General features: G+C 54.8%; 21 protein-coding genes. 6 read left to right on the top strand and 15 right to left on the bottom strand.

What is annotated here, in order from left to right; translation table 11 throughout:
* Positions 1 to 123 precede the first annotated feature (123 nt).
* The 5 genes from cysP to CDH48_RS14540 all read left to right on the top strand — a co-directional run bounded on the left by cysP (position 124) and on the right by CDH48_RS14540 (position 5,537).
* Positions 124 to 1,137, top strand: coding sequence for a thiosulfate ABC transporter substrate-binding protein CysP (gene cysP / locus CDH48_RS14520; protein ID WP_100689461.1), 1,014 nt, complete (start codon positions 124 to 126; stop codon positions 1,135 to 1,137).
* 54 nt (positions 1,138 to 1,191) lie between these two features.
* Complete coding sequence (cysT, locus tag CDH48_RS14525) at positions 1,192 to 2,022, top strand: sulfate/thiosulfate ABC transporter permease CysT (protein WP_227521102.1); 831 nt, start codon at positions 1,192 to 1,194, stop codon at positions 2,020 to 2,022.
* 4 nt (positions 2,023 to 2,026) lie between these two features.
* Complete coding sequence (gene cysW / locus CDH48_RS14530) at positions 2,027 to 2,896, top strand: sulfate ABC transporter permease subunit CysW (protein ID WP_100689463.1); 870 nt, start codon at positions 2,027 to 2,029, stop codon at positions 2,894 to 2,896.
* On the top strand, positions 2,896 to 4,032 hold the full coding sequence (locus tag CDH48_RS19595; protein WP_100689464.1) for a sulfate/molybdate ABC transporter ATP-binding protein: 1,137 nt from the start codon (positions 2,896 to 2,898) through the stop codon (positions 4,030 to 4,032). The genes cysW and CDH48_RS19595 overlap by 1 nt, the downstream gene beginning before the upstream one ends.
* Positions 4,033 to 4,103: 71 nt before the next feature.
* Positions 4,104 to 5,537 carry an aldehyde dehydrogenase family protein gene (locus CDH48_RS14540; RefSeq protein ID WP_100689465.1) on the top strand — a complete coding sequence of 478 codons (1,434 nt, stop codon included), beginning with the start codon at positions 4,104 to 4,106 and terminating at the stop codon, positions 5,535 to 5,537.
* A 73-nt stretch (positions 5,538 to 5,610) separates the two neighbouring features.
* Here CDH48_RS14540 and CDH48_RS14545 read toward each other — a convergent pair whose 3' ends face one another.
* Complete coding sequence (locus CDH48_RS14545; RefSeq protein ID WP_100689466.1) at positions 5,611 to 6,222, bottom strand: Crp/Fnr family transcriptional regulator; 612 nt, start codon at positions 6,220 to 6,222, stop codon at positions 5,611 to 5,613.
* 113 nt (positions 6,223 to 6,335) lie between these two features.
* On the opposite strand from CDH48_RS14545, the gene CDH48_RS14550 reads away from it, so the two are divergent.
* The gene (locus CDH48_RS14550) at positions 6,336 to 6,524 is read left to right on the top strand and encodes a YgaP family membrane protein (RefSeq protein WP_100689467.1); all 189 of its coding nucleotides are present in this window, start codon (positions 6,336 to 6,338) and stop codon (positions 6,522 to 6,524) included.
* Between the two features lie 69 nt (positions 6,525 to 6,593).
* Here CDH48_RS14550 and CDH48_RS14555 read toward each other — a convergent pair whose 3' ends face one another.
* The 14 genes from CDH48_RS14555 to pepN all read right to left on the bottom strand — a co-directional run bounded on the left by CDH48_RS14555 (position 6,594) and on the right by pepN (position 25,947).
* Entirely contained in the window at positions 6,594 to 6,959 is a 366-nt protein-coding gene (locus CDH48_RS14555; RefSeq protein WP_100689468.1) for a MerR family transcriptional regulator, read from the bottom strand.
* Positions 6,940 to 7,242 carry an integration host factor subunit alpha gene (ihfA, locus tag CDH48_RS14560; RefSeq protein ID WP_071264800.1) on the bottom strand — a complete coding sequence of 101 codons (303 nt, stop codon included), beginning with the start codon at positions 7,240 to 7,242 and terminating at the stop codon, positions 6,940 to 6,942. The genes CDH48_RS14555 and ihfA overlap by 20 nt, the downstream gene beginning before the upstream one ends.
* Before the next feature lie 3 nt (positions 7,243 to 7,245).
* Positions 7,246 to 9,618 carry a phenylalanine--tRNA ligase subunit beta gene (gene pheT / locus CDH48_RS14565; protein ID WP_100689469.1) on the bottom strand — a complete coding sequence of 791 codons (2,373 nt, stop codon included), beginning with the start codon at positions 9,616 to 9,618 and terminating at the stop codon, positions 7,246 to 7,248.
* A 60-nt stretch (positions 9,619 to 9,678) separates the two neighbouring features.
* The gene (gene pheS, locus CDH48_RS14570; protein ID WP_100689470.1) at positions 9,679 to 10,677 is read right to left on the bottom strand and encodes a phenylalanine--tRNA ligase subunit alpha; all 999 of its coding nucleotides are present in this window, start codon (positions 10,675 to 10,677) and stop codon (positions 9,679 to 9,681) included.
* Positions 10,678 to 10,838: 161 nt separating this feature from the next.
* Positions 10,839 to 11,192, bottom strand: coding sequence for a 50S ribosomal protein L20 (gene rplT, locus CDH48_RS14575; protein WP_100689471.1), 354 nt, complete (start codon positions 11,190 to 11,192; stop codon positions 10,839 to 10,841).
* A 44-nt stretch (positions 11,193 to 11,236) separates the two neighbouring features.
* Positions 11,237 to 11,428: a 50S ribosomal protein L35 gene (gene rpmI / locus CDH48_RS14580; RefSeq protein ID WP_100689472.1), complete on the bottom strand. Its 192-nt coding sequence runs from the start codon at positions 11,426 to 11,428 to the stop codon at positions 11,237 to 11,239.
* A gap of 95 nt (positions 11,429 to 11,523) precedes the next feature.
* On the bottom strand, positions 11,524 to 12,063 hold the full coding sequence (gene infC, locus CDH48_RS14585) for a translation initiation factor IF-3 (protein WP_100689473.1): 540 nt from the start codon (positions 12,061 to 12,063) through the stop codon (positions 11,524 to 11,526).
* A 2-nt stretch (positions 12,064 to 12,065) separates the two neighbouring features.
* The gene (thrS, locus tag CDH48_RS14590; protein ID WP_100689474.1) at positions 12,066 to 13,991 is read right to left on the bottom strand and encodes a threonine--tRNA ligase; all 1,926 of its coding nucleotides are present in this window, start codon (positions 13,989 to 13,991) and stop codon (positions 12,066 to 12,068) included.
* Between the two features lie 164 nt (positions 13,992 to 14,155).
* Positions 14,156 to 16,768 carry a TRAP transporter permease gene (locus CDH48_RS14595; protein ID WP_100689475.1) on the bottom strand — a complete coding sequence of 871 codons (2,613 nt, stop codon included), beginning with the start codon at positions 16,766 to 16,768 and terminating at the stop codon, positions 14,156 to 14,158.
* A gap of 87 nt (positions 16,769 to 16,855) precedes the next feature.
* A complete protein-coding gene (locus CDH48_RS14600) occupies positions 16,856 to 17,839 on the bottom strand; it encodes a TAXI family TRAP transporter solute-binding subunit (RefSeq protein ID WP_100689476.1) in 984 nt (327 codons plus the stop codon).
* A gap of 186 nt (positions 17,840 to 18,025) precedes the next feature.
* Positions 18,026 to 20,410 (bottom strand): efflux RND transporter permease subunit, encoded by a 2,385-nt coding sequence (locus CDH48_RS14605; RefSeq protein ID WP_100689477.1) that lies wholly within the window; start codon positions 20,408 to 20,410, stop codon positions 18,026 to 18,028.
* A gap of 46 nt (positions 20,411 to 20,456) precedes the next feature.
* A complete protein-coding gene (locus tag CDH48_RS14610; RefSeq protein WP_100689478.1) occupies positions 20,457 to 21,605 on the bottom strand; it encodes a WD40/YVTN/BNR-like repeat-containing protein in 1,149 nt (382 codons plus the stop codon).
* Positions 21,606 to 21,733: 128 nt separating this feature from the next.
* Positions 21,734 to 23,122 carry a DUF1329 domain-containing protein gene (locus CDH48_RS14615; RefSeq protein ID WP_100689479.1) on the bottom strand — a complete coding sequence of 463 codons (1,389 nt, stop codon included), beginning with the start codon at positions 23,120 to 23,122 and terminating at the stop codon, positions 21,734 to 21,736.
* 176 nt (positions 23,123 to 23,298) lie between these two features.
* The gene (gene pepN / locus CDH48_RS14620; protein WP_100689480.1) at positions 23,299 to 25,947 is read right to left on the bottom strand and encodes an aminopeptidase N; all 2,649 of its coding nucleotides are present in this window, start codon (positions 25,945 to 25,947) and stop codon (positions 23,299 to 23,301) included.
* Between the last annotated feature and the right edge of the window lie 7 nt (positions 25,948 to 25,954).

Genomic DNA, 25,954 nt, shown 5'->3' on the forward strand with positions numbered 1-25,954 from the left:
GTACATCTTTCAAGCTCACCCTTATTCCAAAAAACACATACCAAATCATTTTATATTCTTTCAGGGTTTAAGCTGACTTTGGTAAGTTACACCCCATCACTTCATTTGGTTCAGGGGATTGTCATGCCAAGTAAACTCAAAGGCCTGGTTACCGGTCTTGCGCTGGGCGCTTCACTTTTTGCACAACCGGCGGTGTCCGCCGACCGTGAGCTGCTTAACACCTCCTATGACATTGCCCGGGAACTGTTTGCGGCTTACAACGTACATTTCAGCGAGTACTGGGAAGAGCAAACCGGTGAAACGCTTGACATCAGCCAGTCTCACGCCGGTTCCTCAAAGCAGGCACAGGCCATTATCCAGGGTCTGAAAGCGGACGTAGCAACCTTCAATCAGGTTACGGACATTGATATCCTGCACACCCGGGGTGGCCTGATTCCCGAGAACTGGGCCGAGCGCCTGCCTAATAACAGCTCACCCTACTACTCCACCATGGCGTTTCTGGTTCGCAAGGGTAACCCGAAAAATATCCGGAACTGGGACGATCTGATTAAAGACGATGTCGCCCTGGTTATGCCCAACCCGAAAACCTCCGGCAACGGCCGCTATAGCTACCTGGCCGCTCTGGGCTACGCCCAAGACCGTTTTGGCGATGATCAGGAGAAAATAGACAGCTTCCTGCAGGATTTCCTTTCCCATGTGAAAGTGTTTGACAGCGGCGGGCGCGGTGCAACCACCACGTTTATTGAGCGTGAAATTGGCGATGTTCTGTTGACCTTCGAATCAGAAGTACTGAACCTGGCCGACCGTTACGACAATGGCGAATACGAAGTGGTAACCCCCAAGGTAAGCTTTCTGGCGGAATTCCCGGTTACCTGGATTGATGAGTACGTGAAGCAGAACAAAACCGAAGACCTTGCAAAGGCGTACCTTGAGCACCTGTACACCGAAGACGCCCAGCGCCTGCTGGCGGGCTTCAACTACCGGGTTCACAATGAGACGGTGAAGCAGGAAACTGCCGACCGCTTTCCAGAGGTGAAACTGTTGCCGATTGATGTTATTGCCGGCAGCTGGGAAAACGCCACCAAAGAGCACTTTGCCAGTGGCGGTAAACTCGACCAACTGCAACGTCGGCGGTAATTCATGTCCACGGCTAACCAGGCTGGCGCTGTAATTCCGCAGCGCTTGCCACGGATCGGAAACCGCAGCAAGCGGGTATTGCCGGGGTTTGGTCTGAGCCTCGGTATTTCGCTTCTGTTTATCAGCCTGATTTTGATGCTGCCACTGACCGGTCTGGTGATGGAAGTCTCTGCCATGAGCTTCGACCAGTTCTGGTTTGTGATCACCGATCCGCGGGTAGTCGCCTCCTACAAAGTCACTGCCCTTTCAGCATTGGCTGCTTCATTGTTTAACGGCCTCTTCGGGTTGCTTCTGGCCTGGGTGCTGGTGCGTTACGAGTTTCCCGGGAAACGGCTGATCGATGCGGTGGTTGACCTGCCGTTTGCTTTGCCAACAGCCGTAGCCGGTATCGTCCTCGCGACTCTTTTTGCAGAAAACGGCTGGTACGGACAATGGCTGAGCAAGCTGGGTATTGAAATCGCCTTCACCCCTGTAGGCATTGCAGTGGCCATGGCGTTCACCAGCCTGCCTTTTGTGGTGCGCACAGTTCAGCCGGTACTGGAAGAGCTGGCCCCTGAAGACGAGGAGGCCGCCGTCAGCCTGGGCGCCAGCGATGGCCTGGTATTTCGCCGGGTGATCTTTCCGGCTCTGTGGCCGGCGCTGTTAACCGGTGTGGCCCTGTCTTTTACCCGCAGCCTCGGGGAGTTCGGTGCCGTTATCTTTATTGCCGGCAATATGCCCTACGTGAGCGAAGTAACCAGCCTGATGATTTTTGTGCGCCTGCAGGAATACGACTACGCTGCCGCCAGTGCCATTGCCTCGGTGGTTTTGCTGGTATCCCTGGTAATGCTGTTCGCCATTACCCTGTGGCAGGCCCGGTACCTTAAACGAATAGAGGGGCGTTAACGCCATGCACAGCTCCCACTCTTCCCGACACCGCCGCGTTGGCGATAGCCCGGCCATCAAGTGGCTGCTGATCGGCACTGCCCTCGCCGTGGCTATCGGTTTGCTGATAGTGCCTCTGCTGGTGATATTTTTTGAAGCATTGGGAGCCGGCTGGGGCACCCTGGCAGACAACCTGCTGGACCAGTACACGCTGCATGCCATTGGTTTAACACTGTTTGTGGCCGCCCTTACCGTGCCGCTCAACCTGGTTTTTGGTACCGCCCTGGCCTGGCTGGTAACACGTTTCCGGTTTCCCGGGCGCAAGTTGCTGATCACGCTGATTGATATTCCCTTTGCGGTATCTCCGGTTGTGGCCGGCTTGCTGTACCTGCTGCTCTACGGCCGCAACGGCTGGGTAGGCGGCTGGCTTGTAGATTACGACGTGCAGCTGATGTTTTCCTGGCCCGGCATTGTAATGGTTACGGTGTTTGTGACCTGCCCATTTGTTGCCCGAGAGCTGATACCGCTCATGCAACAGCAAGGCAGTGAGGAAGAAGAAGCCGGTGTGGTGCTGGGCGCCTCCGGCTGGAGAATATTCCGCACCATTACACTGCCTAACATCAAATGGGCGCTGATTTACGGTGTGGTACTCACCAATGCCCGGGCGGTAGGCGAGTTCGGAGCCGTATCGGTGGTATCCGGGAATATCCGCGGGCAAACCAACACACTTCCCCTGCACGTGGAGCTGTTGTACCAGGATTATAATATTGTTGGCGCGTTTGCCAGCGCATCACTACTGGCTGGCATTGCCGTATTTACGCTGGCGGTTAAAGGTTTCGTGGAATGGCGGCAGACGCACACTCTGAACCGCCTGCAAACAGAGGAGACAGCGTAATGACTATCACAGTTGATGGCATCAACAAGCGTTTTGGCAAATTCCAGGCGCTGAACAACGTCTCTCTGGACATTCCTGAAGGTAAACTGACGGCCTTACTGGGGCCCTCCGGCTCCGGCAAAACAACACTGCTGAGGATTATTGCAGGCCTGGAATCCGCCGATAGCGGGCGAATCGCCTTCTCCGGTCAGGACGTGACCAAGCTGCATGTGCGGGATCGCAACATAGGTTTCGTGTTCCAGCACTACGCCCTGTTCCGCCACATGACGGTAGCCCAGAACATTGCCTTTGGCCTGGAGTCACTGCCCCGCAAACAGCGCCCCGCAAAAGCGGAAATCCAAAAGCGCGTGCGCGAGCTGCTGGAAATGATCCAGCTACCCCACCTGGCACAGCGCTTTCCGGCACAACTGTCTGGCGGCCAGAAACAGCGTGTGGCGCTGGCCCGATCCATTGCAACGCGGCCAAAAATCCTGCTTCTGGATGAACCTTTCGGTGCGCTGGATGCCAAGGTTCGCAAAGACCTTCGGCGCTGGTTGCGGAATCTGCATGATGAATTCCATTTCACCAGCATTTTTGTAACCCACGATCAGGAAGAGGCTCTGGAGCTGTCCGATCAGGTGGTAGTCATGAGCCAGGGCAATGTGGAGCAGGTTAACGAACCCACCGAACTTTACGCTCGCCCTGATAGCCGTTTCGTGTTCGATTTCCTCGGGCAGGTGAATGTTCTGTCTGGCGAGGTTAAACACGGCAGCTTAAGCCAGGGCAACGCCTGGGTAACCGTTCCGGGCATTCGGCATCAGGGCAACGCCCAGCTTTACCTGCGCCCCCACGAGGTGCGCCTGGCCACAACACCTGCCGCCCATGCCAACTTGCCGCTACGTATTGAAGCCGTCAGCCTGATTGGTTCGGAAGTGCGGGTTGAGTTGCGCCCGGAAGGCTGGACCAGCGAAAGTTCGGACAACATCTGGGAAGTCGGCATCAGCCATGCGGAGTTTAATCAGCAGCGCCCGACTCGTGGCGATCTGCGTTACGCAGTGCCAGAAGTCGGGCATCTGTTTACTGGCAAGGATACGCAGCCTACTACGGTCAGTTGGGCCGAAGCAGAATCACCACCTCGGGTTCGCTTGATTAAGTGAAGGTCACTGCCTCAGGCTCAACCACCGCCAATCTGTTACCATGCTCCAAACTCCCCAAATGAGAGGTGACCATGATGGATGCAACCAAGTTTTACATTAATGGTAAATGGGTAACGCCTGAGAGCAATCAGCAACTGGACGTTATAAACCCCTCAGACGAGAAAGGTTTCGCCACAATCACTCTGGGTTCGCAGGCTGATACGGACAACGCTGTCAGTGCCGCGAAAAAAGCGTTTCCGGCGTGGTCGGCCACCACCAAGGAGCAGCGAGTTGAGCTGCTGGAACGTTTGTTCGAAACCTACAAGGCGCGCGCGGAGGAGATGGCGCAAACCATCAGCCAGGAAATGGGCGCACCCATTGATCTTGCCCGCAGCGCACAGGTTGGCGCTGGTGCCGCACACCTGAAAAATACCATCCGGGCGCTGAAGTCGTTCAACTTCGAACACGCCCTTGGCGACCATGCGCCCGACAACTTCATTCTGCATGAGGCTGTTGGTGTCTGTGCGCTGATTACACCCTGGAACTGGCCGATGAACCAGGTGATGCTCAAGGTGGCTCCGGCACTTGCCGCGGGCTGCACGGTCGTTCTCAAGCCCTCCGAGATTTCACCCCTGTCGGCCATGCTTCTGGCCGAGATGATTGATAGTACCGGTTTTCCGGAAGGCGTTTTCAATCTTGTTAACGGCGATGGTGCCGGTGTAGGTTCGCAGCTTTCCCGACACCCGGATATTGATCTGGTCAGCTTTACCGGCTCAACCCGGGCCGGCAAGGCCATCACCATTGCCGCCGCTGATACCGTAAAGCGAGTCGGCCTGGAACTGGGCGGCAAAGGTGCCAATATTATCTTTGCTGACGCCGATGAAAAAGCAGTAGCCCGGGGTGTGCGCCACTGTTTCGCCAACTCGGGTCAGTCCTGTAACGCGCCTACGCGCATGCTGGTCGAAAAGTCTGTTTACAGACAGGCTGTTGAAACCGCAGCGATGATTGCCGGTAAAACCGACGTCGGCCTGGCAGGCAACGAAGGTCGGCATATCGGGCCGGTGGTCTCGGAGCAGCAGTTCCAGAAGGTTCAGGGTCTGATCAGAAAAGGGATCGAAGAAGGCGCGACACTGGTGGCGGGCGGCGAAGGCCGGCCAGAAGGTTTTGATACGGGTTATTTCGTCAAGCCAACCGTGTTCTCGGATGTCAAACCCGGCATGACCATCTGGAGCGAGGAGATATTCGGTCCGGTTCTGGCCATCACACCTTTTGAAACCGAAGAAGAAGCGGTAGAACTGGCCAACGACACACTCTACGGTCTCACCAATTACATCCAGACTGCCGATAAAGAGCGAGCGCGCAGGGTCGCCAGGCAGGTCAGATCAGGCATGGTGGAAATCAATGGCAAATCCGGCTCGGCCGGCTTCCCGTTCGGGGGCATGAAGCAGTCCGGAAATGGCAGCCGTGAAGGCGGTGTCTGGGGGCTGGAAGAATTCCTTGAGGTTAAATCCGTCACCGACTGGTAACAACTGCAGCGCCGTTGTGTAAAAGCTGGCCAAACGCCCCGGAGTTTCTCTTTGGAATTCCGGGGCGTTTGCCTTACACGCCCTTTATTACATCAATCCTGCCACGTGCCAGCCGTACCCTGCCCTTGCGCTCAAGCTCTTTCAGCAAGCGGCTGACAACTTCCCGGGCGGTCCCAAGCTCAACTGCCAGCTCCTGGTGGGTTATGTGTATGGGGCTGCGGCGCACCTGGAGCCATTCTTCAAGGCGCTCATCCATGCGGCGAAAGGCCACCTCTTCAACCAGCAGCATCAGGTCGTCGAGCCGACGCCCATACGACTCCATGATCCCCAGGCGAAAGGCCGCCGACTGGTCCATCAGCCGGTCAAACAGCCCCCGGGACACCATGGCAGCTTCGGACTCCTCTTCCACAAAGGCCTCGGCGCGGTAGCCATAGCCCGTCATCAGGCAACCAATAGACAGGGTGCAAATATCATCGGCACCCATGCGGTACAGTACGATGCTGTTGCCGGAGGCGCCCGTCATCTGGACTTTTACCGCACCACTGAGCATCAACGGCAAGCCCCTGCAGTGCTCGCCCGCGCGAAACAGGATTTTCCCCGGAGGAAAGCGCATAACCTGAATACTTTCCACAGCTTCCTTTTGAAGCTGCGGGGGCAAGGTTTGCAGAATACTGTGGTGCAACATGAATCTTCCTTGGGCGTTAAAATACAATACCAATGTGACTTTATCACTGAACTGGTTTGCGGTGAGCGCTAAAGTAGGAACCCTGGCCTCATACCAACACAGGAGAATGGATTATGAGCGTTAATATGGGTTCTGCAGACCGGATCATTCGTGCCATTGTTGGCATTGTACTTCTGGCATTGGTGTTTGTCGGCCCACAAACACCCTGGGGCTGGATCGGTATTGTGCCACTGGCAACGGCGCTGATGGGTAACTGCCCTGCGTATTCACTGCTGGGGATAAAAACCTGCAAAAAGCAGTAAGCTGATCCAGGTACAAAAAAAGCCGAAGTGACGGGGAATCGCTTCGGCTTTTTCGTTTGGAGGGTCTGTTTACTTTGCCGGGGCGTTAAGAACGTCCAGAACCTCTTCCAGTTCGATGATCATCTGCCGGATAAGCTGCTTGTACTGGGTGGTGTCGTCCTTCACCTCATGACTGCTGAGCTTCTGCTTGGCGCCACCAATCGTATAGCCCTGCTCGTACAGCAGGCTGCGTATCTGGCGAATGGTAATTACATCGGCACGCTGGTAATAACGGCGGTTACCGCGACGTTTTACCGGTGACAATTGCGGAAACTCTTGTTCCCAATAGCGCAGCACATGAGCCTTCACTGCACACAGATCGGCAACTTCACCTATTGTGAAGTAACGCTTCCCGGGAATCGCGGGGAGTTCGTTGTTATGACTGGGTTCCAACATACGCTTCTACTTTCTGTTTCAGTTTCTGTCCCGGGCGAAACGTAACAACACGTCGTGCGCTTATCGGAATCTCTTCACCGGTCTTCGGGTTTCGTCCCGGACGCTGCTTTTTATCCCGCAGGTCGAAGTTACCGAAACCCGACAGCTTCACCTGTTCGTTGTGGCTGAGTGCGCCTCTGATCTCATCGAAGAAAGCTTCTACCATTTCCTTGGCTTCGCGTTTGTTCAGGCCCAATTCCTCATACAAGCGCTCTGCCATTTCCGCTTTCGTCAAAGCCGCCATGTCTCAACTCCTCAGTGTTGCCCCCAACTCTTCCTTCAGTGCATCGATAACACTGTTGAAGAGCGAATGCACTTCATCTTCATTCAACGTACGTTCAGGATGCTGCCAGAACAAGCTGAGTGCCAGGCTACGATTACCCTCACCCAGGCTCTCTCCTTCATAGACATCAAACGCACGCAACGCCGTCAGTCGCTCGCCAGCGTGTTTTCGGGCGACACGCTCGACTTCGGTAAATGCGACATCATTACCAACAATAATAGCCAAATCACGCCGAACTTCCGGAAATTTTGAAATTTCTTTGAAATTAGGCACATATCCGGTAACGATCGAATTCAAGGATAGCTCAAACATCAGGATCGTGCCATTAAGTTCAAGATTTTTCTGAATTTGTGGATGCAGTGTGCCCAGCCACCCTACATGTTCACCATCCCGAAGGAGTTCAGCGGTCTGGCCCGGGTGCAACGCGGGGTGCCAACTGCCAACAAAGTCGATTTGAACGCCCAGTAAGCTGAACAGTCCTTCCAACTCTCCTTTTACATCAAAGAAGTCGGCATTTCTGCGACCATTCGCCCAGTTTTCCGGGTATTGGGTACCAACAACCACGCCGGCCAGCATGGGCTTCTGATCAATGCGCTGGTCGTCCTGCAAAAAGCGTAGGCCGGTTTCGAACAGGCGAATGCGCGGTTGCTGGCGGTTCTGGTTGTAGGCGACGGTTTTAAGCAACCCGCTCCAGAGGCTCGTGCGCATAACCGACAGATCTGCAGAAATCGGATTTGCCAGAACAATACCCTCACGCTCGGGATCTATCTGAGCCTGCACCCTGGGATCCACAAAGCTATAGGTGATCGCCTCCTGGTAACCATGGGAGACAAAGTAATTCTTGAGGGCCGATATCGGGCGCGTCGCTTCCGCATTCTCCCGCAAACCAAGAGAACCTGTAGGTTCCGTGACCGGAAGATTGTTGTAACCGTAGATGCGGCCGACCTCTTCAATGAGATCTTCTTCTATTGTGATATCCGGGCGAAAACTGGGCACAACAATCCGCCAGCCATCCTTCAGCAGCTTATCAATCTGCAAACCAAGCCGGATCAGGATTTCCTCAACCGTGGTGCGGTCAATATCCAGGCCCAGCACATCTGCCAGGCGCTTTGACCGCAAATCAATTGTCCGCTTTTCCGGCAGATGTTCGTGGCTGGTAACCTCAACAATTTCGCCGGGCTCGCCGCCCACGATATCCATCAAGAGCCTTGTTGCCCGCTCCATGGCGTCGCGGGCAAGCTCATAATCCACGCCCCGCTCAAAACGATGGGAAGCATCCGTGTGCAAACCATAATGGCGGGCCTTGCCGGCAAGGGCGATTGGCTCAAAGTAAGCAGACTCCAGCACCAGATCACGAGCCTTCTGGCTCACACCCGAGTGCTCGCCACCCATGATGCCAGCGATAGCGATGGGTTTTTCATGGTCAGCAATTACCAGAGTCTCACTTGTCAGCTCAACTTCCTGTCCATCCAGCAGCACCAGTTTCTCTGCCGGCTTTGCCATACGCACCACAATGCCCTTGCTGATCTCATCACGATCAAAGGCATGCATGGGCTGGCCCAGCTCGAGCATCACGTAATTGGTAACGTCAACGGCCGGATCAATTGAGCGCAGGCCTGAACGGCGGAGTTTCTCCTGCATCCACAACGGTGTTTTCGCCTGGAGATTCACATTGCGGAGAATACGCCCAAGATAGCGCGGACAAGCTTCCGGAGCATCTACACGAATATCCGGTACCTCAGAGTGCACAGCCTCAACCGGGTCAATTTCTGGCGCCTGGGCAACCAGGCTGTTCAGCACGCCCACTTCACGGGCAATACCCTTAACAGACAGGCAATCGCTGCGATTCGGCGTCAGATCCACATCAATGGCTACGTCATTCAGCCTGAGGTAATCGCTTACCTCTGCCCCTACTGGCGCATCCGCAGGCAACTCCATAAGGCCATCATGATTTTCAGACAACCCAAGCTCTGCTTCAGAGCATAGCATGCCTTCTGAAGCCTGGCCGCGGAGCTTTGCTTTACGGATTTTGAAGTCACCGGGCAACACCGCACCAACGACTGCGAAAGGCACCTTGAGGCCCTGGCGCACATTGGGGGCACCGCACACAACCTGAAGGGTCTGACTTCCATCATTAACCTGGCATACCCGCAGCTTGTCCGCGTCAGGGTGTGGCTCCACAGACACAACCTCGCCAACCACAACGCCCTGAAACCTGCCGGCCACGGGTTCGAAGCCATCGACTTCCAGCCCTGCCATTGTAATCTGATCCATCAGCTCCTGGGAGCTGATCTCCGGGTTAACCCACTCGCGCAGCCACTGCTCACTGAATTTCATGCTTATTGCCTTGTCCTGATGCGGTTCCGACTTTTGGTTTTGATGCCGTAGAACGCGGTGTTAACGGAATTGACGCAAAAAACGCAGATCATTCTCGAAGAACATGCGCAGATCGTTCACGCCATAGCGGAGCATGGCCATGCGTTCGACCCCCAGGCCAAACGCAAAGCCACGATACTCCTCGGCATCAATACCGCAATGTTCAAACACTTTCGGGTGAACCATGCCGCACCCCATGATTTCCAGCCACTTTATGCTGCCATCAGCCTCACGCCCCCACTCGATATCCACCTCTGCAGAGGGTTCGGTAAACGGGAAGTAAGACGGGCGGAAGCGTACCTGAAGATCACGCTCAAAAAATACCCGCAGAAATTCTTCAACTGTACTTTTCAGATCCGCGAAGCTGACATTTTTGTCCACCAGCAAACCCTCAACCTGATGGAACATCGGCGTGTGGGTCATATCCGAATCACAACGATACACCCGGCCCGGGCAGATCATGCGAAACGGCGGCTTGCCGGCTTCCATGGTGCGGATCTGTACCGGCGAGGTATGGGTGCGCAGCAAGGTACCCGGATTGAAATAGAAGGTATCGTGCATGGCCCGGGCGGGGTGATGGCCGGGGATGTTGAGCGCTTCAAAGTTGTGGTAATCGTCCTCAATCTCCGGCCCCTGCTCCACGGTATAACCAGCCCGGGAAAAGAACTCTTCGATGCGCTGCAAAGTGCGGGTAACCGGGTGCAAACCTCCCAGATTCTGGCCGCGACCGGGAAGGGTTACGTCAATGGATTCGCTGGCAAGTTTTTGCTCAATAGCAACGCGCTCAAGGTCGGCGCGCCTGGCGTTAATGGCCTGTTCAACCTGCCCTTTGGCCTCGTTAATCTTCTGGCCGGCAGCGGGGCGCTCTTCTGCAGAGAGTTTGCCCAGGGTTTTCGCCTGCTGGGTAATAACGCCTTTTTTACCGAGGTATTCCACACGAATTTGATCAAGCGCCTGCAGGCTGTCGGCTTTTTCTGCTGCCGCCAAGCCGTCCTGAACCAGTTGCTCCAGGTTTTCCATTGACCCTGCTCCAAACCAGAAATGAGGATTTCCAAAAAAAACGAAATCTTTAAACAAAAATAGGGGAAGAGCGTGCCCTTCCCCTATTCAATGGTGCCAGTCACGATGGACATCTGGGCCTGGCACCGGTTCGATTCGTAATCGATGAAAGAGCTAAGCGATCAAAGGGATGCTTTCGCCTTCTCAACCACAGCAGCAAAGGCCTGCTGCTCGTTCATGGCCAGGTCAGCCAGAACCTTACGATCAATTTCCACATTTGCCTTTTTCAGGCCGGAGATCAAACGGCTATACGACAGGCCGTTAGCCCGGGCGCCGGCGTTGATACGGGCAATCCACAGGGCGCGGAAGGCGCGCTTGCGGTTACGACGGTCGCGATATGCATACTGACCGGCTTTGATGACCGCCTGCTTGGCAACGCGGAATACACGGCTACGAGCACCGTAGTAACCCTTGGCCTGCTTTAAAACCTTCTTGTGACGACGACGTGCAACCACGCCACGCTTAACACGAGCCATACTTTAATCCTTCTACCTTGAAACCGTTGAGTGAGTAGTCCGTGTTACTTACGGAGCATACGCTTTACGGAAGCCACATCAGATTTGGCAACCAATGAAGTACCACGCAGCTGACGCTTACGCTTGGGGCTCTTCTTGGTCAGGATGTGACTGGTGAAGGCTGACTTGCGCTTGAAGCCGGTAGCAGTTTTCTTGAACCGCTTAGCCGCTCCACTTTTCGTTTTCATTTTCGACATTTTTTAAAACTCCGCATTCTGTTTTTAAATACATCAATGTGAACCTGAACGACAAAACCCCCGCCCAAGGCAGGGGATTCATCATTGAATCAGGCTCACTTCTTTTTGCGGGGGGCCACAATCATGGTCATTTGCCGGCCTTCCATTTTCGGCCGCATTTCTACCTGAGCAAGCGCCTCAACATCGGCTTCAATGCGCTCCATGAGCTTCATACCAATTTCCTGGTGTGCCATCTCACGGCCACGGAAGCGGATAGTGATTTTGCCGCGGTCCCCGCCTTCAAGGAAACGTATCAGGTTGCGTAGTTTTACCTGATAATCCCCTTCTTCAGTTCCTGGTCGGAACTTAAGCTCTTTGACTTGCGTCTGCTTCTGTTTTTTCTTGGCAGCGGCCTTCGCCTTTTTCTCGTCGAAGACCTTTTTGCCATAATCCATTATTTTACAGACGATCGGATCGGAATCTGTAACCTGCACCAGATCCAGGGTCGCCTCCTCTGCCATCTTGAGGGCGTCTGCGATCGGAACTACACCTACCTGGTTGCCTTCGGCATCAATCAGGCGGACTTCAGTTGCATCAATATTCTCATTGATTGGCGCCTTTGGAGTACGCCCACCCCGATTCGTTCGCTGTTTAATAGTTAAATCTCCGTCTTGATTCTGCCCTTGCGCTCAACATCATCTTTCAGAAGTTGTTCGAACGCTTCGAGCGATAGGGTTCCCAAATCTTCACCTTTGCGGGTTCTCACCGCAACGGCGTTGTTCTCGACTTCTTTATCGCCGACAACAGCAAGAAAAGGAACTTTGTTAATTGTATGCTCGCGGATTTTAAAGCCGATCTTCTCGTTTCTCAAGTCAGCATTTACCCTAAAGCCCAAAGAATCCAGTTTTTTCGCCAGATTCTGACAATAATCACGCTGGTTATCGGTAATATTGAGAATCGCCACCTGGGTTGGAGCCAGCCAGGTCGGGAAAGCTCCCTCGTACTCTTCAATCAGAATACCAATAAACCGCTCAAACGAGCCAAGCACGGCCCGATGCAGCATCACTGGCGTCTTGCGCTCGGAGTTGTCGGCAACATATTGTGCACCGAGGCGCCCGGGCATGGAAAAATCCACCTGGATAGTGCCGCATTGCCACACCCGCCCGATACAGTCCTTCAGAGAAAACTCGATTTTCGGGCCATAAAACGCACCCTCACCCGGCAGCAACTCCCAATCCACACCTTCGCGGTTCAGCGCTTTTTCCAGAGCAGCTTCGGCTTTATCCCATACCTCGTCGGACCCTACACGTTTTTCAGGGCGGGTCGAAAGCTTATACAGGATCTGATCAAATCCGAAGTCTGCGTAAACCTCGTGCAGAAGTTCAATAAACTTTGAAACTTCCGGCTGAATGGCATCTTCTTCGCAGAATATGTGGGCATCATCCTGGGTAAACCCACGAACTCTCATCAGGCCATGGAGTGCACCGGATGCTTCATTGCGGTGGCATGAACCAAATTCCGCAAGCCGCAACGGTAGATCCTTGTAGCTTTTCAGCCCCTGATTGAACACCTGTATATGGCATGGGCAGTTCATGGGCTTGATGGCGAAGTCGTGCTTTTCGGATTCCGTGGTAAACATATCATCACGGAACTTGTCCCAGTGGCCGGACTGTTCCCACAAACTGCGCGAGACCACCTGGGGCGTCTTGATTTCTTTGTAGCCATGCCGGTGCAACTTGGCCCGCATGTATTGCTCAATCTCCTGGTATACGGACCATCCGTCCGGGTGCCAGAACACCATCCCCGGCGACTCTTCCTGCATGTGGAACAGTTTCAGTTTCTTACCGATCTTGCGATGATCGCGCTTTTCCGCCTCTTCCAGCCTGTGCAGATAGGCCTTGAGATCTTTCTTGTTACCCCAGGCAGTGCCATACACCCGCTGCAACTGCTCATTGTCGGTATCGCCGCGCCAGTATGCGCCGGCAACCTTGGTCAGCTTGAAAGCTTTCAGTTTTCCGGTACTTGGCACATGGGGGCCACGGCACAGATCGATAAAGTCACCCTGGCGATAGAAAGAGAGATCTTCATCACCGGGAATATCTTCAATAATCCGGACTTTATACTCCTCCCCCATCTCGTCAAACAGCTTTACCGCCTCGCTACGGGAAAGCACCGAGCGGGATACCGGGATATCCTGTTTGGCCAGCTCTTCCATGCGCTTTTCGATCCTGGCCAGGTCTTCATTGGTGAAGGGCCGGTCGAACTTGAAGTCATAGTAAAAACCGTTGTCGACAACCGGCCCGATGGTCACCTGTGCCGACGGGAACAGCTCTTTAACGGCCATGGCAAGCAAGTGGGCGGTGGAGTGACGAATAATATCAACGCCCTCCTCATCCCGGTCTGTGATGATGGCCAGTTCGGCGTCGTGCTCTATCGAGTAACTTGTATCCACGAGCCTGCCGTCAACCTTGCCGGCGAGAGCGGCTTTGGCAAGGCCGGCGCCAATATCGGCGGCAACATCGTAAACGGTTACGGGCTCTGAAAAACTACGGTGACTGCCGTCCGGCAGGGTTATGACGGGCATGAAAAGCTCCTGTTGATGACTCAGCGGTGATCTATACCAGAGACCACATGTTGACGGCATTCCGCGACACAAACCGCGGGCCGTTTGGTGGCCGGAGTTTACCAGAAAAAAACCCGGCGGGTTAATGCCGGGTTTTGCTTAATGACTATCAGGCCGGGATGAATCTATTGACGCGAGGGCACAAAAGCCGGGCGCTCACCCTCCGCGGCCCTTCGCCGCAACTGGAGGAAAGCCAGCAGAGCAAGCAACAGCAACGCCGGAATGAACATCAGCTCTTTAGGCGGACGGGGGTTTGCCACCTGCACGGTGTCGATCGTCCAGCCAAAACTGAGCCCGGCTTTCTCGGCATCGCTGCCAAAGTTGACGAACTCGACATTCGCCACGTCATCTGCCAGGGAAACTTCCAGCCCTGCCGCCGCCAGCCGTTCCTCGGGCGAATCGCCTGCCGGCAAGGGCAGTTTTACGAACTTCGAGACATCTTCGCCGGACAACGACATGCCAGAGGCCTGCAGTATAATCGGCTGCCCTGCTGCAACTTCGTCTACGTGCTGCAGCAGTTCCGACCCTGGGCGATCGTTTGTGGGGGAATATATTTCATCCCACCAGAATCCTGGCCGGAACAGAGTGAACGTAATCAGCAACAGACCAATGGTTTCCCACCAGCGGGTCTTGGTGAACCAGAACCCCTGAGTGGCCGCAGAAAACACCAGCATGGCTGTCACCGCGCTGAACACGGTCACCAGTAGATCAAACCAGCCAGTCAGCCCGATGAGCAACAACTGGGTATTGAAGATGAACATGAATGGCAAAATGGCGGTTCGGATGTCGTAGGTGAAGCCCTGGATCCCCGTTCGTATGGGGTCCGCCCCCGAAATAGCCGCTGCCGCATAGGCCGCAAGCCCCACAGGCGGCGTATCATCCGCAAGTATGCCGAAATAGAACACGAACAGATGCACTGCGATCAGAGGCACCAGCAAGCCATTCTGCGCACCCAGGCTTACGATAACCGGCGCCATCAGGGTAGAGACCACAATATAGTTTGCCGTGGTAGGCAGCCCCATGCCAAGGATCAGGCTGATCACAGCGGTGAAGGCCAGCATAAGCAGCAGGTTGCCGCCGGAGATGAATTCCACAAACTGGGTCATCACCAGGCCAATACCGGTGAGCGTAACCGTACCAACCACGATACCGGCGGTGGCAGTGGCAACACCAATACCCACCATATTCCTGGCGCCGGTAACCAGCGACAGGGCGAGGTCTGTACCACCCTGTTTCAGACCGGTCAGGTAATGCCCACTGTTGTTAAAGAATGCCTTCAACGGTCGCTGGGTGACGATGATAAACACCATGAATACCGTAGCCCAGAAGGCTGACAGCTGTGGCGAGAAGCGCTCGACCGTCAGGCACCAGACCAGCACCACCACAGGCAACAGAAAATAGAGACCGGTTTTGACCGTGGGGCCAACGGGAGGCAGTTTTTCCATTATTGAATCCGGATCTTCCTCCTCCAGATCCGGAAAACGCGAGGCATAGCCTACCAGCCCAATGTAAATAGCCACCAACAGAGGTGTCAGCACCCACATGGCAGCATCGCCGAACACGTCTTTGGTCCAGCCAATTCCGTAATACACCGCAAGAGTCAGCACGCTCAACCCTAGCAACACCATTACCCATACCAGCATGCGCTGGGCGAGGGTCGGCTTGTCCAGGCGTTCAATACCCTTCATGTTGAGCTTGCAGGCTTCCAGATGAACAATGTAAATCAGCGCAACATAGGAAATCATTGCCGGCAGAATCGCGTGTTTTATCACTTCCAGGTAGGAAATGCCTACGTACTCAACCATAAGAAACGCTGCCGCGCCCATGATTGGCGGCGTCAGTTGGCCATTGGTAGAGGCTGCCACTTCCACTGCGCCGGCTTTGGTCGCGGGAAAGCCTACGCGCTTCATTAGCGGAATAGTAAAGGTGCCGGTTGTAACAACGTTAGCGATGGAAGAACCGGAAATAATGCCACTCAGCCCACTGGCCACCACTGCAGCTTTGGCGGGGCCACCGCGCATGTGACCAAGCATGGCGTAGGCCACCTTGATAAAGTAGTTACCTGCACCTGCGCGCTCAAGCAAAGCGCCAAACAGCACGAAAAGGAAAACAAAGCTGGTTGAAACACCCAGTGCAACACCGAAAACACCTTCCGTACCCAGCCACTGGTGCGAAGCGAGCTTGTTGAGGCTGGCTCCTTTGTGGGAGATAACATCTGGCATGTAAGGTCCGGCCAGGGAATAAATAATGAAAACACCCGCCACAACAGTGAGGGGCAGGCCCAGGGCGCGGCGCGTTGCCTCCAGAAGCAGCACCAGGCCAACCAGAGCAACCACCAGATCCTGGGTATTGGGGGAACCGGGGCGACTGGCCAACTGATCATAAAAAACAAAAAGATACGATGCAGAAAATGCCGCAGCCAACGCCAGGATCCAGTCATAGACCGGCACGGCATTTACGTGCCTGCCCCGGATCATGGGGAAGGCTGCAAATGCCAGGAACGAGGCAAAAGCGAGGTGAATGGATCGCGACTCCGTGGAGTTGAACACGCCAATTTCAAAGATATACGGCAACGGGGACGCTATCCAGAGCTGGAAAAGAGACCAGAGCAAAGGAACAACAAAAAGAATGATCGCAGCAGGCCCGGTTGCAGCCCTTCCACCGGATTCGGTCTGAAGAAACTCCTCAACCTTCTGCTTGTCGATACTATCCCCGGCTCTCGAGTCGCTATTGGTCATAGCAGAGTCCTGTCAGAGGGAAAGGGCAGATACATTAAAACTGCGGGCAGTCTCTGCCCGCAGCTGATTTCAATGCTGATAATCGACTTAATCGATCAGGCCAGCTTCTTTGTAGTACTTGGCTGCACCAGGGTGCAACGGGGCACTCAGAGCATCAGATACCATTTCTTCTTTCTTGAGATTGGCGAACGCCGGATGCAGGCGCTTGAAGCTGTCGAAGTTCTCGAACACAGCCTTGACCACCTCGTACACCACGTCATTAGGCACATCCGTTGAGGAGACAAAGGTCGCTGCCACACCGAAGGTGGTTACGTCGTTGTCAGAGCCACGGTACATGCCGCCGGGGATAACGGCTTTCCGGTAGTACGGGTTTTCTTCAATCAACTTTCTGGACGCCTTGTTGTCCACGTTAACCAGAACGCTGTCGCAGGATGTGGTTGCTTCCTTGATTGCACCGGAAGGGTGGCCAACCGTGTAGAAGAAAGCATCAATATTGCCATCGCACAGTGCCTGGGACTGCTCTGCTGCTTTGAGCTCAGCAGCCAGAGAGAATTTGTCCATGGTCCAGCCCATCTCGTCCATCAGCACTTCAGCAGTCGCACGCTGGCCTGAACCCGGGTTGCCCACAGAGACCCGCTTGCCGGCAAGATCTTCAAAGTTCTTGATGCCGGAGCCTTTGCTGGCTACAACGGTGAATGGCTCCGGGTGCAGGGAGAATACAGCCCGCAGATCCTTGTTGGGGCCGTCATCCTTGAACTGGCTGGTGCCGTTATAGGCATGGTATTGCCAGTCAGACTGAGCAACCGCGAGGTCCAGCTCACCCTGTCGGATCGCATTCAGGTTGTATACAGAACCACCCGTACTCTCTACAGAACAACGGATACCGTGCTCTTTACGATCCATATTTACCAGGCGGCAAATAGCACCCCCTGCAGGGTAGTAAACACCGGTAACGCCGCCGGTTCCGATGGTTACAAAACGTTGTTCCTGTGCGGTAACAGCTGTTGAGGCTGTGCCCAAACTGACAGCCGCTGCTAAAGCAAATGCGGAGGCTTTGAGTTTCAGTGTCATGTGAATTCTTCCTTATTTTCATCGTTATCATCAACTGCCCGACCAAGCAGGCGGGCAAGCGTCGCGCTCGTTTTAGAACATAGACCACTTCAGAGCATAAATAAAGTTTGGATTAGCTCGCTAACCAACTGAGCAGGCAACAAAAAAGCCCGCAGCGCGGGCTTTTCTGATGCCAGCGGCCAGTTCTTATTTCGCAGCGCGCGCTTTGGCAATCATCTGATCCGGCCGCAGCAGGAAGCGTGCGAGCGCCGGCAGCAGCCAGATTGCTCCGACCATGTTCCAGAGGAACATGAAGAACAGCAGGAAACCCATATCAGCCTGGAACTTGATTGGCGAGAATATCCAGGTCACCACACCAAGCCCGAGCGTCACGCCGGTAAACATGACGGCCTTACCGGTGGATCGCAGGGTTTCAAAGTAGGCATCCTGCAGTGTCTTGCCCTCCAGCAGATATTTTTCCAGCTTGCTGTAGATGTAGATGCCGTAGTCCACACCAATACCCACTCCAAGCGCAATAACCGGCAGAGTAGCCACCTTGATACCGATGCCGGACACAGCCATGATCGCCTCGCAGAGAATCGAGGTCAGCCCCAGAGGAATCACGATACACAGCACGGCCCGAACGGAACGGAAGGTCACAAAGCAAAGCAGACTCACCACACTGTATACCAGGATAAGCATCATATCCTTGGCATTCGCAATAACCTCATTGGTCGCCGCCTCAACGCCAGCGTTACCGGCCGCAAGCAGGAAAGTGTGCTCGTCGTTGCTGTTTGCTTCGGCAAAGGCCTCAACCCGCTCCACCACGGTTTCCAGGGTTTCTGCCTTGTGGTCTTCCAGGAATACCAGCACCGGAGTCAGGCTGCAGTTGGTATTGATCAGCCCCGATGGTGCCTCGCGGATAGACGCGTTGATGATGGTCTGGTTGCGGGAAATCTCATACCACTTCCAGTTACCTTCGTTAAGGGCCTTGGTTACAATCTTGGAGACATCGGCAAGTGATGCTGACGACTGAACCCCCGGGGTGTTCTGAAGCTCCCATTGCAGGGAATCCATAGCCCGCAGCACATTATACTGGGTACATTGCTCTTCCGGGGTTTTCACCATCACAACCAGCACGTCGGCACTGGTGGAATAGTTATTAATGATATAGGCGTTATCACGGTTATAGCGCGAATCAGCACGAAGCTCCGGCGCACCCTGATCGAGATCCCCTACCTTGAGCCCCTGCTTGTAGTAAAGCCCGAGGCCAAGACCGACCACGGCAATCAGCAATGAAATTGGTGCAACACCCGGGTGCGAGAGGTAAGACATGACACGCCATTTGCGATCCTGCTTTTCACCCTGCTTCTGCACATGCCGAACACCCCGCCTGGAAATGCCAAGGTAGGACATTATCAGCACATGGAGCACAAGATTCGTAATGATAACGAAAGCAACACCCAGGCCCGCAGCTATGGCCAGATCACGGATCACATCGATCTCGATAAAGAACAGCGTCAGGAAACCAAAAGCGTCGGAAATCAGTGCCAGCATGCCGGGAATGTAGAGTGCGCGGAACGCCAGCCGGGCAGACGTAATGGCATCAAAACCCCTGGCGGCCTCAACCGCCATGGCATTTACAATCTGTACGCCGTGACTGATGCCGATGGCAAAGACCAGGAAAGGCACCAGCACCGAATACGGATCAAGGCCATAGCCCAGCAGTCTGAGTGCACCCAGTTGTAAAAACACCGCAACAATCGATGTGAACACCGGCACCAGCGTGCCTTTGATGCAACGGGAGTACCAGAAGAGCAGCAGGGTTGTCAGCAGTATCGTAATACCGGCAAACCAGGCAATGGAGCCTATCCCTTCAATCAGGTCGCCAACTTTTTTGGCAAACCCTACAATATGGATGTCGATATTGGGGTTCTGGGCTTCATATTTGTCCCGGATTTTTTCTTCGAGCTGGCGGGAAAACGTCCCGTAATCCAACGGCTCCCCGGTCTCCGGATTCTTTTCGTACAGAGGGGCATACACGATAGTGGACTTGAAGTTGTCGGAGACCAGCCGCCCCACTTCGTTGGAGCGCAGAATGTTCTGGCGCAACTGCTCCAGGCTTTCCGGAGAGCCGTCATAGCCGTCAGGTATGACGGTGCCACCCTGAAAACCCTGCTCCGTTACTTCCACCCAGCGAACATTCGATGTCCACAGTGTTTTCAGGCCTGAGCGATCAACACCGTTAAGGTAGAAAACCTCATCGGTAATCTGCTTGAGTGTCTCCATATACTCTGCGGAGAAAATATCACCGGTTTTGGTTTCTACGGCGATGCGTACAAAGTTACCGAGGTTTTCCAGATCATCCCGGTGATCCAGCATGTTGACAATGTAGGGATGCTCAAGCGGAATCATTCGCTCAAAACTGGCATCCGGCTGAATTTTTATGGCGTTGTAGCCCAAAAACAACGTTAACAACAGAAAGCCGATGAGAATCACGGCCCTGTTGTTGAAGATCAGGCGCTCCAGAAAGGGTTCAGCCTTGGGCGTGGTCAGGTAGTGCTCACCCCTGTCATGGTTCGGGTTGGACATTCAAAAGCCCCTCTATTATTTTTTCGATTGTTGCCACATCAGGGCGTTATTGAAGGTTTTTGCCGCGACCGTCAGTAATTGTCGCGCCACTTTCGCCTACGAGAAGAAGATTGGTACCGGATACCGGAACGACGCTCATAAGGCCATCACGATCACTGCGAAAATATTCCCGGAACGACTCAGCGCCATTACCACTTACGAGAACCGTTCCCCCATTGCCCACCAGTATAATGCGCCCGTCATCTGCCACGGTTCCGTCGTTGAGCGTTGCACCGGCACTGTTCGGAACCATACGCCAATGGTTGCCCAAATCCGTTGAAAACAGCATATTGCCGCGCAGGCCGAAAGCGAGGATCTCGTTAACCTTCCCGGTTCCGATCACACCAAACAAAGACCCCTCGTAAGGACTCTCCCGCCGTTCCCAGGTATCCCCGCCATCCACGGAGACGTGGATTTGCCCGGCCTCACCGACCATGGCAAGCGCACCTCCGGTTACGCGGGTGATGCTGTTAAGGTGGAAGTTCTGGGCATTGTCAATCTTGGGTGCCCAGTCACTCCAGGTATTGCCACCATCCCGGGTTCGAAGAATCATGCCGTAAGCCCCCACAACAAATCCGTGCTGGTCATTTTCAAACCACACCCCCAGCAACGGGTTTACAGGGCCTATGTCCAGGTCGGACTGCATGTTTTCCATGGTAAAAAACAGATCATCCAGCGCCCATTCCAGGTCGCTCTTTTCCGACTCAGGTGCTTCCTCGATACGCTCTTCCAGCGCGGCGATCTGTTCTTCCTTGCTGGCGATGGCCAGCTCGGCAGCTTCAGTACCGGTCAGCTGGAGGCTCCAGTTCTCACCCGCATCCTCGGTGTGCAGCACAACCCCACTGTGGCCCACAGCCCAGCCCTGGGTTTCGGTCCCGAAGTTCACTGCTGTCAGGGTCACGGAGACAGGGACCTTGCCCTGTTCCCAGGATTTCCCGCCGTCATCCGAGTAAATAATGTGCCCCCTCTCGCCGACTGCGACGATCCTGTCGCCAGCGCGAACTGCGTCATTGAGGAGATTCTCGGGAGCCAGGTCTGTTTGCCGGGCCGGTGTTTCAATGATATCCGCAAGCGCGAACGCCGCTGGCGCGGACCAAATCATGGAAAGCCCGAGGCAGGCTGCCCCCAGAGTCTTGCACGTCAACCGTATAGCCATTCAGATTGCCTATTGTGTTATTTTAACTGTCTGTTTCTGGCCGGCAGCGCCGGCAATACTGATGTACCAGCACGCTTACCCACGCTTGCGTGCAGCCGGGTAAGCTCACGTCGGAAGGAATGCCCGCCTTAGCGAACACTTCGGCGGCGCAGTGAGGCTGGAGAAAAATAGCGCTTGTTCGGAACATCCTCTGTGAAGACCCGGGTATTGGGTTCTTCTGTGTCCAGGCCGAGCACGTGATAACGGCGGGCCTGCAGATCATGATAAACGTCCAGCACCGTCCACACACCTGGAAGTTCATAATAATTTTTGGCGATACCCATGGTTACGCGCCAAAGCTCGCCACGACCGTCATACTGGTCCAGCAGAACGGTGTTCCAGCTATCGGCGTCCACATAGAAACGGCGTTTGTGATAGATGTGTCGCGCCCCCTCCTTGAGATTTGCCTCAACCACATGAACGCGATGAAGTTCCCAGCGGGTAAGATCCGGATTCAGATGGGAAATCCCGAGTATCTCGGAATAAGGTGTGCCCTTTTCACCAATCCGGTAGTTATTGTAAGGAATATATACTTCTCTCATGCCCTCATACGACCAGTTATAACGGTCCAGGGCGCCATTGAAAATGTCTGTGTCGTCTGCTGTACGCAGGTTATCGGCTGCTGCAATGGGAGAGTCGTAACCAAGGTTTGGAGCCCTGCGAACGCGGCGCTGGCCGGCGTTATAACCCCAACCATTCCGGGGGTTGATAATCTGGTTCAGGGTTTCATGAACCAGGATTGCGCCGCCGGCGAGGCGGGGTGGAGACTGGGTAAACGAGAGGTAGTAGAAAATGATGTTATCGAGCTCATCCTCTCCGCCTTCCGGATTGTAAAAGTTGAAAAAGACTTCCTGTTGTGAAGTAACCAGCGAATAATCGCCATTGGCCTGTACTGCAACTTCACTGGAACGACGGGTGCCTGAAACCCCGCGCCAGCGGGTCAGGTGGTTCCAGATAACCTGCCAGGCTTTCTGTTCGTTATCGCCATGAAGAATCGGGAAGGGATAGCCACCGAAAGCGCCTTTCAGGCCCTCCCCGTCGCCCACAATCTCCGCATTCACGGCGTTTTTACGAACATTCTCGGCTACCCAGTCAGGTACGGCGTGGGTGCGGCGGGATTTATAAACCGGCACGCGAAAGCTGGCAGGATAAGTCTCCAGCATTGCGAGCACGCCATCGGAAAGATGCTCCGAATACTGGTCCTTGTTAGCCGCACTGATGGTGAACAGAACTTCGTCTGCCGGGAAGGGATCAATATGATGCTGCCCCGCGCCCTTATAACCGGCGGGAGGCTCAGTCAGACCTCCGGTCCATTCCGGAATTGTTCCGGCTTCATTGCCGGCCTTCGGCGAGCCAAACGGTGTGAGATCCTGGCCGAGGCGTGACGCTTCACCCGAAGAAACCGCAGCCCAGGAAAAGGAAGATGCTACCGAGAGGGCAAGCAGACCCCCGAGTATCGCACTCTTTTTGTAGTTCATTGTATAACCCTGAATTCGACTGGAAGCCAATAAGAGGCTTTTTTATTGTTACCTGATGGAAAGGCAGGCTTTCGAAGAGGTTAACCGATCTGTCAAGGTTGTCTATCGACCGAAAGTGCGATTTTGTATCCGGCTGTAATCCCGAATCCGGAACACAGCCGGATACGCCGCTCGCATCAGGCTTCGAGGCTCTTGTGGACCACTTCATACACATCGGCCGACAGCCCGGCCTTGTCCCGGATACGCTTCAGAGCCGAGTGCATCATTGCGCTGTATGCCGGGGCGAATTTTTGCCAGCGTGTCAGAGGAGTTACCAGGCGCGCTGCAATTTGCGGATTGCTGTCATCCAACCGGCAAACCTGATCCGCCAGGAACTCATAACCCGATCCGTCCGGGTTGTGAAAAGCTGCCAGATTCTGGCCGGCGAATACGCCAATGACAGAACGTATTTTATTGGGGTTCTTCCAGTCAAAGGCGGGATGATCCAGCAACGCCTTAATCTGCGGCAGTTGCCCTGCCCGATCACTGGATGACTGCACCGAAAACCATTGCTCCACTACCTGGGGGTCATCCTGGAAGCGCTCGTAAAAGTCTGCAAGAGCCCGGCTCCGTTCTGCAGCGTAATCGGAATTGACCAGAGCGCGCAAAGCGCCCATGCGGTCCGTCATGTTATCGGCTTCCTGGAACTGCTGCACAGCCAGGTCCCGGCCAGCCTCGTCGTTTATCATCAGCAACCATGCCAGCGCCGTGTTTCTGAGGCTGCGGCGGGCAATTGACTCCGGCGTAATCTCATAACCTCCCGCCCCGGTATTCCGGTGATAGCAGGCAATCAGCTCATCCCGCAGTGACGTGGCGATGTGCCTCAGCACCTGGTCGCGAGCGCGGTGAATCGCAGCGACATCCGGGCTGCTCGCCAGTTCAATAAGATAGGCTTCGGAAGGCAGCTGCAGCATTTTCGCCACCAACGCCTGGTCAAGCACTGAATCACCGAGCAGGGTCCGGTATGCCTCCACCAGGCGCGGCTCAATCCCGGCATCCTCTGGAGCGCCAACTATCGACTGGATTACATCAACGGCAAGGCGCTGGCCGGCATCCCAGCGATTGAAGCCATCCGGATCATGGCTCATTAAAAACACCAGCTGCTCGCGACTCCAGGGGTACTCCACCCTCACCGGCGCTGAAAAGTGCCTTAGCAATGACGGAACCGGCCTCTCAGCCAGCCCGTAAAATTCAAAGGTATGGCTGGCATCGGTCAGCTCGAGAACCCGCTCGGTCGGGGCACTGCCAATGTCATCTGCGGCATCAAGCTGAAGAGGCAGGGCGTCTCCCTCTGTGCCCAGCAGGCCCAGAGCAAAAGGAATATGCTGCGGTTTTTTGTTTGTCTGGCCCGGGGTGTCCGGCACCGACTGTTGAATTGTGAGGCGATAGACCCCCTGCTCCGGGTCATAGTCGTCTGACACTGTGAGCACCGGTGTGCCTGCCTGTTCGTACCACAAACGGAACTGCGTGAGATCACGACCCGACGCATCTTCCATGGCTTTCACGAAATCGTCGGTGGTGACTGCCTGGCCATCGTGACGCTCGAAATACAGATCACTGCCCTTCCGGAACAGGTCCGGCCCGAGCAGCGTGTGTATCATGCGCACAACTTCTGCACCTTTTTCGTAGATAGTCAGGGTATAGAAGTTGGATATTTCCATGTAGGAAGCCGGGCGTACCGGGTGCGCCATGGGGCCGGCGTCTTCAGCAAACTGCGCCGTGCGAAGCAGGGTTGCATCTTCTATCCGCTTTACAGTGGGCGAGCCCATATCGGCAGAGAAGGTCGAATCCCGGAATACGGTAAACCCTTCTTTAAGGCTCAACTGGAACCAGTCACGGCAGGTTACCCGGTTGCCGGACCAGTTATGGAAGTACTCGTGGGCAACGATAGCTTCGATGCGCTGGTACGCGAGGTCGGTGGCGGTTTCCTGGCTGGCCAGCACACAGGAGGAGTTAAAAATGTTCAGGCCCTTATTTTCCATGGCCCCCATATTGAAGTCATCCACCGCAACAATCATGAAGATATCCAGATCGTATTCGCGACCATAGACCTCTTCATCCCAGCGCATGGAGCGCTTGAGGGAATCCATGGCATGCCCGCACTTTTCGGCATTGCGGGGCTCAACATAGATGCGCAAGTCGATGTCCCGGCCGGAACAGGTTGTGAAGGTATCCCGCTTTTCCACCAGATCACCCGCCACCAGGGCAAAAAGATAGCTTGGCTTGGGAAACGGGTCTTCCCAGGTCACGAAGTGGCGACCGTTCTCAAGATCGCCTTGCTCTACAGGATTGCCGTTGGACAGCAATACCGGATAGCTACTCTTGTCCGCCTCAATACGGGTGCGGTAACGGGCCATCACATCGGGTCTGTCCGGGAAATAGGTAATGCAGCGAAAGCCTTCTGCTTCGCACTGGGTGCAGAACATGCCGGATGACTTGTACAGGCCCTCAAGCCGGGTGTTGTTCTGGGGCTCAATCCAGGTGACCACCGCTAATTCGAACTGCTCCGGCACCCCGGCAATCACCAGCTGATCACCCGTGTCTTCGTAGTCACCGGCAGCAAGTTCTTTACCATCAAGAGCCACGTGCTCAAGTTTCAGGCTGTCGCCATCCAGCGTTAAGGGTGCCGACACCTCGGAAGATTCCGGGTTACGACGCACCCGGAGCGTACTGTGCACTCTTGCGCCGTTATCGAAGAGCTCGAATCGAAGATCCATCGTATCCACCAGATGTGCGGGTACTCTGTATTCGCTCAGATGGATAGTTTTCGGCTGATTGGTACGCATTGATTGC

This window comes from Marinobacter aromaticivorans (assembly GCF_002806975.1).
Taxonomy (GTDB): domain Bacteria; phylum Pseudomonadota; class Gammaproteobacteria; order Pseudomonadales; family Oleiphilaceae; genus Marinobacter; species Marinobacter aromaticivorans.

Coding starts and splice junctions, on each gene's coding strand:
- CDH48_RS14605 (WP_100689477.1), bottom strand. CDS start 20,410: ATGTCCAACCCGAACCATGACAGGGGTGAGCACTACCTGACCACGCCC.
- thrS (WP_100689474.1), bottom strand. CDS start 13,991: ATGCCCGTCATAACCCTGCCGGACGGCAGTCACCGTAGTTTTTCAGAG.
- CDH48_RS14540 (WP_100689465.1), top strand. CDS start 4,104: ATGATGGATGCAACCAAGTTTTACATTAATGGTAAATGGGTAACGCCT.
- CDH48_RS14615 (WP_100689479.1), bottom strand. CDS start 23,122: ATGAACTACAAAAAGAGTGCGATACTCGGGGGTCTGCTTGCCCTCTCG.
- rplT (WP_100689471.1), bottom strand. CDS start 11,192: ATGGCTCGTGTTAAGCGTGGCGTGGTTGCACGTCGTCGTCACAAGAAG.
- pheT (WP_100689469.1), bottom strand. CDS start 9,618: ATGAAATTCAGTGAGCAGTGGCTGCGCGAGTGGGTTAACCCGGAGATC.
- CDH48_RS14610 (WP_100689478.1), bottom strand. CDS start 21,605: ATGGCTATACGGTTGACGTGCAAGACTCTGGGGGCAGCCTGCCTCGGG.
- CDH48_RS14595 (WP_100689475.1), bottom strand. CDS start 16,768: ATGACCAATAGCGACTCGAGAGCCGGGGATAGTATCGACAAGCAGAAG.
- cysP (WP_100689461.1), top strand. CDS start 124: ATGCCAAGTAAACTCAAAGGCCTGGTTACCGGTCTTGCGCTGGGCGCT.
- CDH48_RS14545 (WP_100689466.1), bottom strand. CDS start 6,222: ATGTTGCACCACAGTATTCTGCAAACCTTGCCCCCGCAGCTTCAAAAG.
- CDH48_RS19595 (WP_100689464.1), top strand. CDS start 2,896: ATGACTATCACAGTTGATGGCATCAACAAGCGTTTTGGCAAATTCCAG.
- CDH48_RS14555 (WP_100689468.1), bottom strand. CDS start 6,959: ATGTTGGAACCCAGTCATAACAACGAACTCCCCGCGATTCCCGGGAAG.
- CDH48_RS14550 (WP_100689467.1), top strand. CDS start 6,336: ATGAGCGTTAATATGGGTTCTGCAGACCGGATCATTCGTGCCATTGTT.
- pheS (WP_100689470.1), bottom strand. CDS start 10,677: ATGGAAAACCTGGAGCAACTGGTTCAGGACGGCTTGGCGGCAGCAGAA.
- ihfA (WP_071264800.1), bottom strand. CDS start 7,242: ATGGCGGCTTTGACGAAAGCGGAAATGGCAGAGCGCTTGTATGAGGAA.
- rpmI (WP_100689472.1), bottom strand. CDS start 11,428: ATGTCGAAAATGAAAACGAAAAGTGGAGCGGCTAAGCGGTTCAAGAAA.
- cysW (WP_100689463.1), top strand. CDS start 2,027: ATGCACAGCTCCCACTCTTCCCGACACCGCCGCGTTGGCGATAGCCCG.
- CDH48_RS14600 (WP_100689476.1), bottom strand. CDS start 17,839: ATGACACTGAAACTCAAAGCCTCCGCATTTGCTTTAGCAGCGGCTGTC.
- pepN (WP_100689480.1), bottom strand. CDS start 25,947: ATGCGTACCAATCAGCCGAAAACTATCCATCTGAGCGAATACAGAGTA.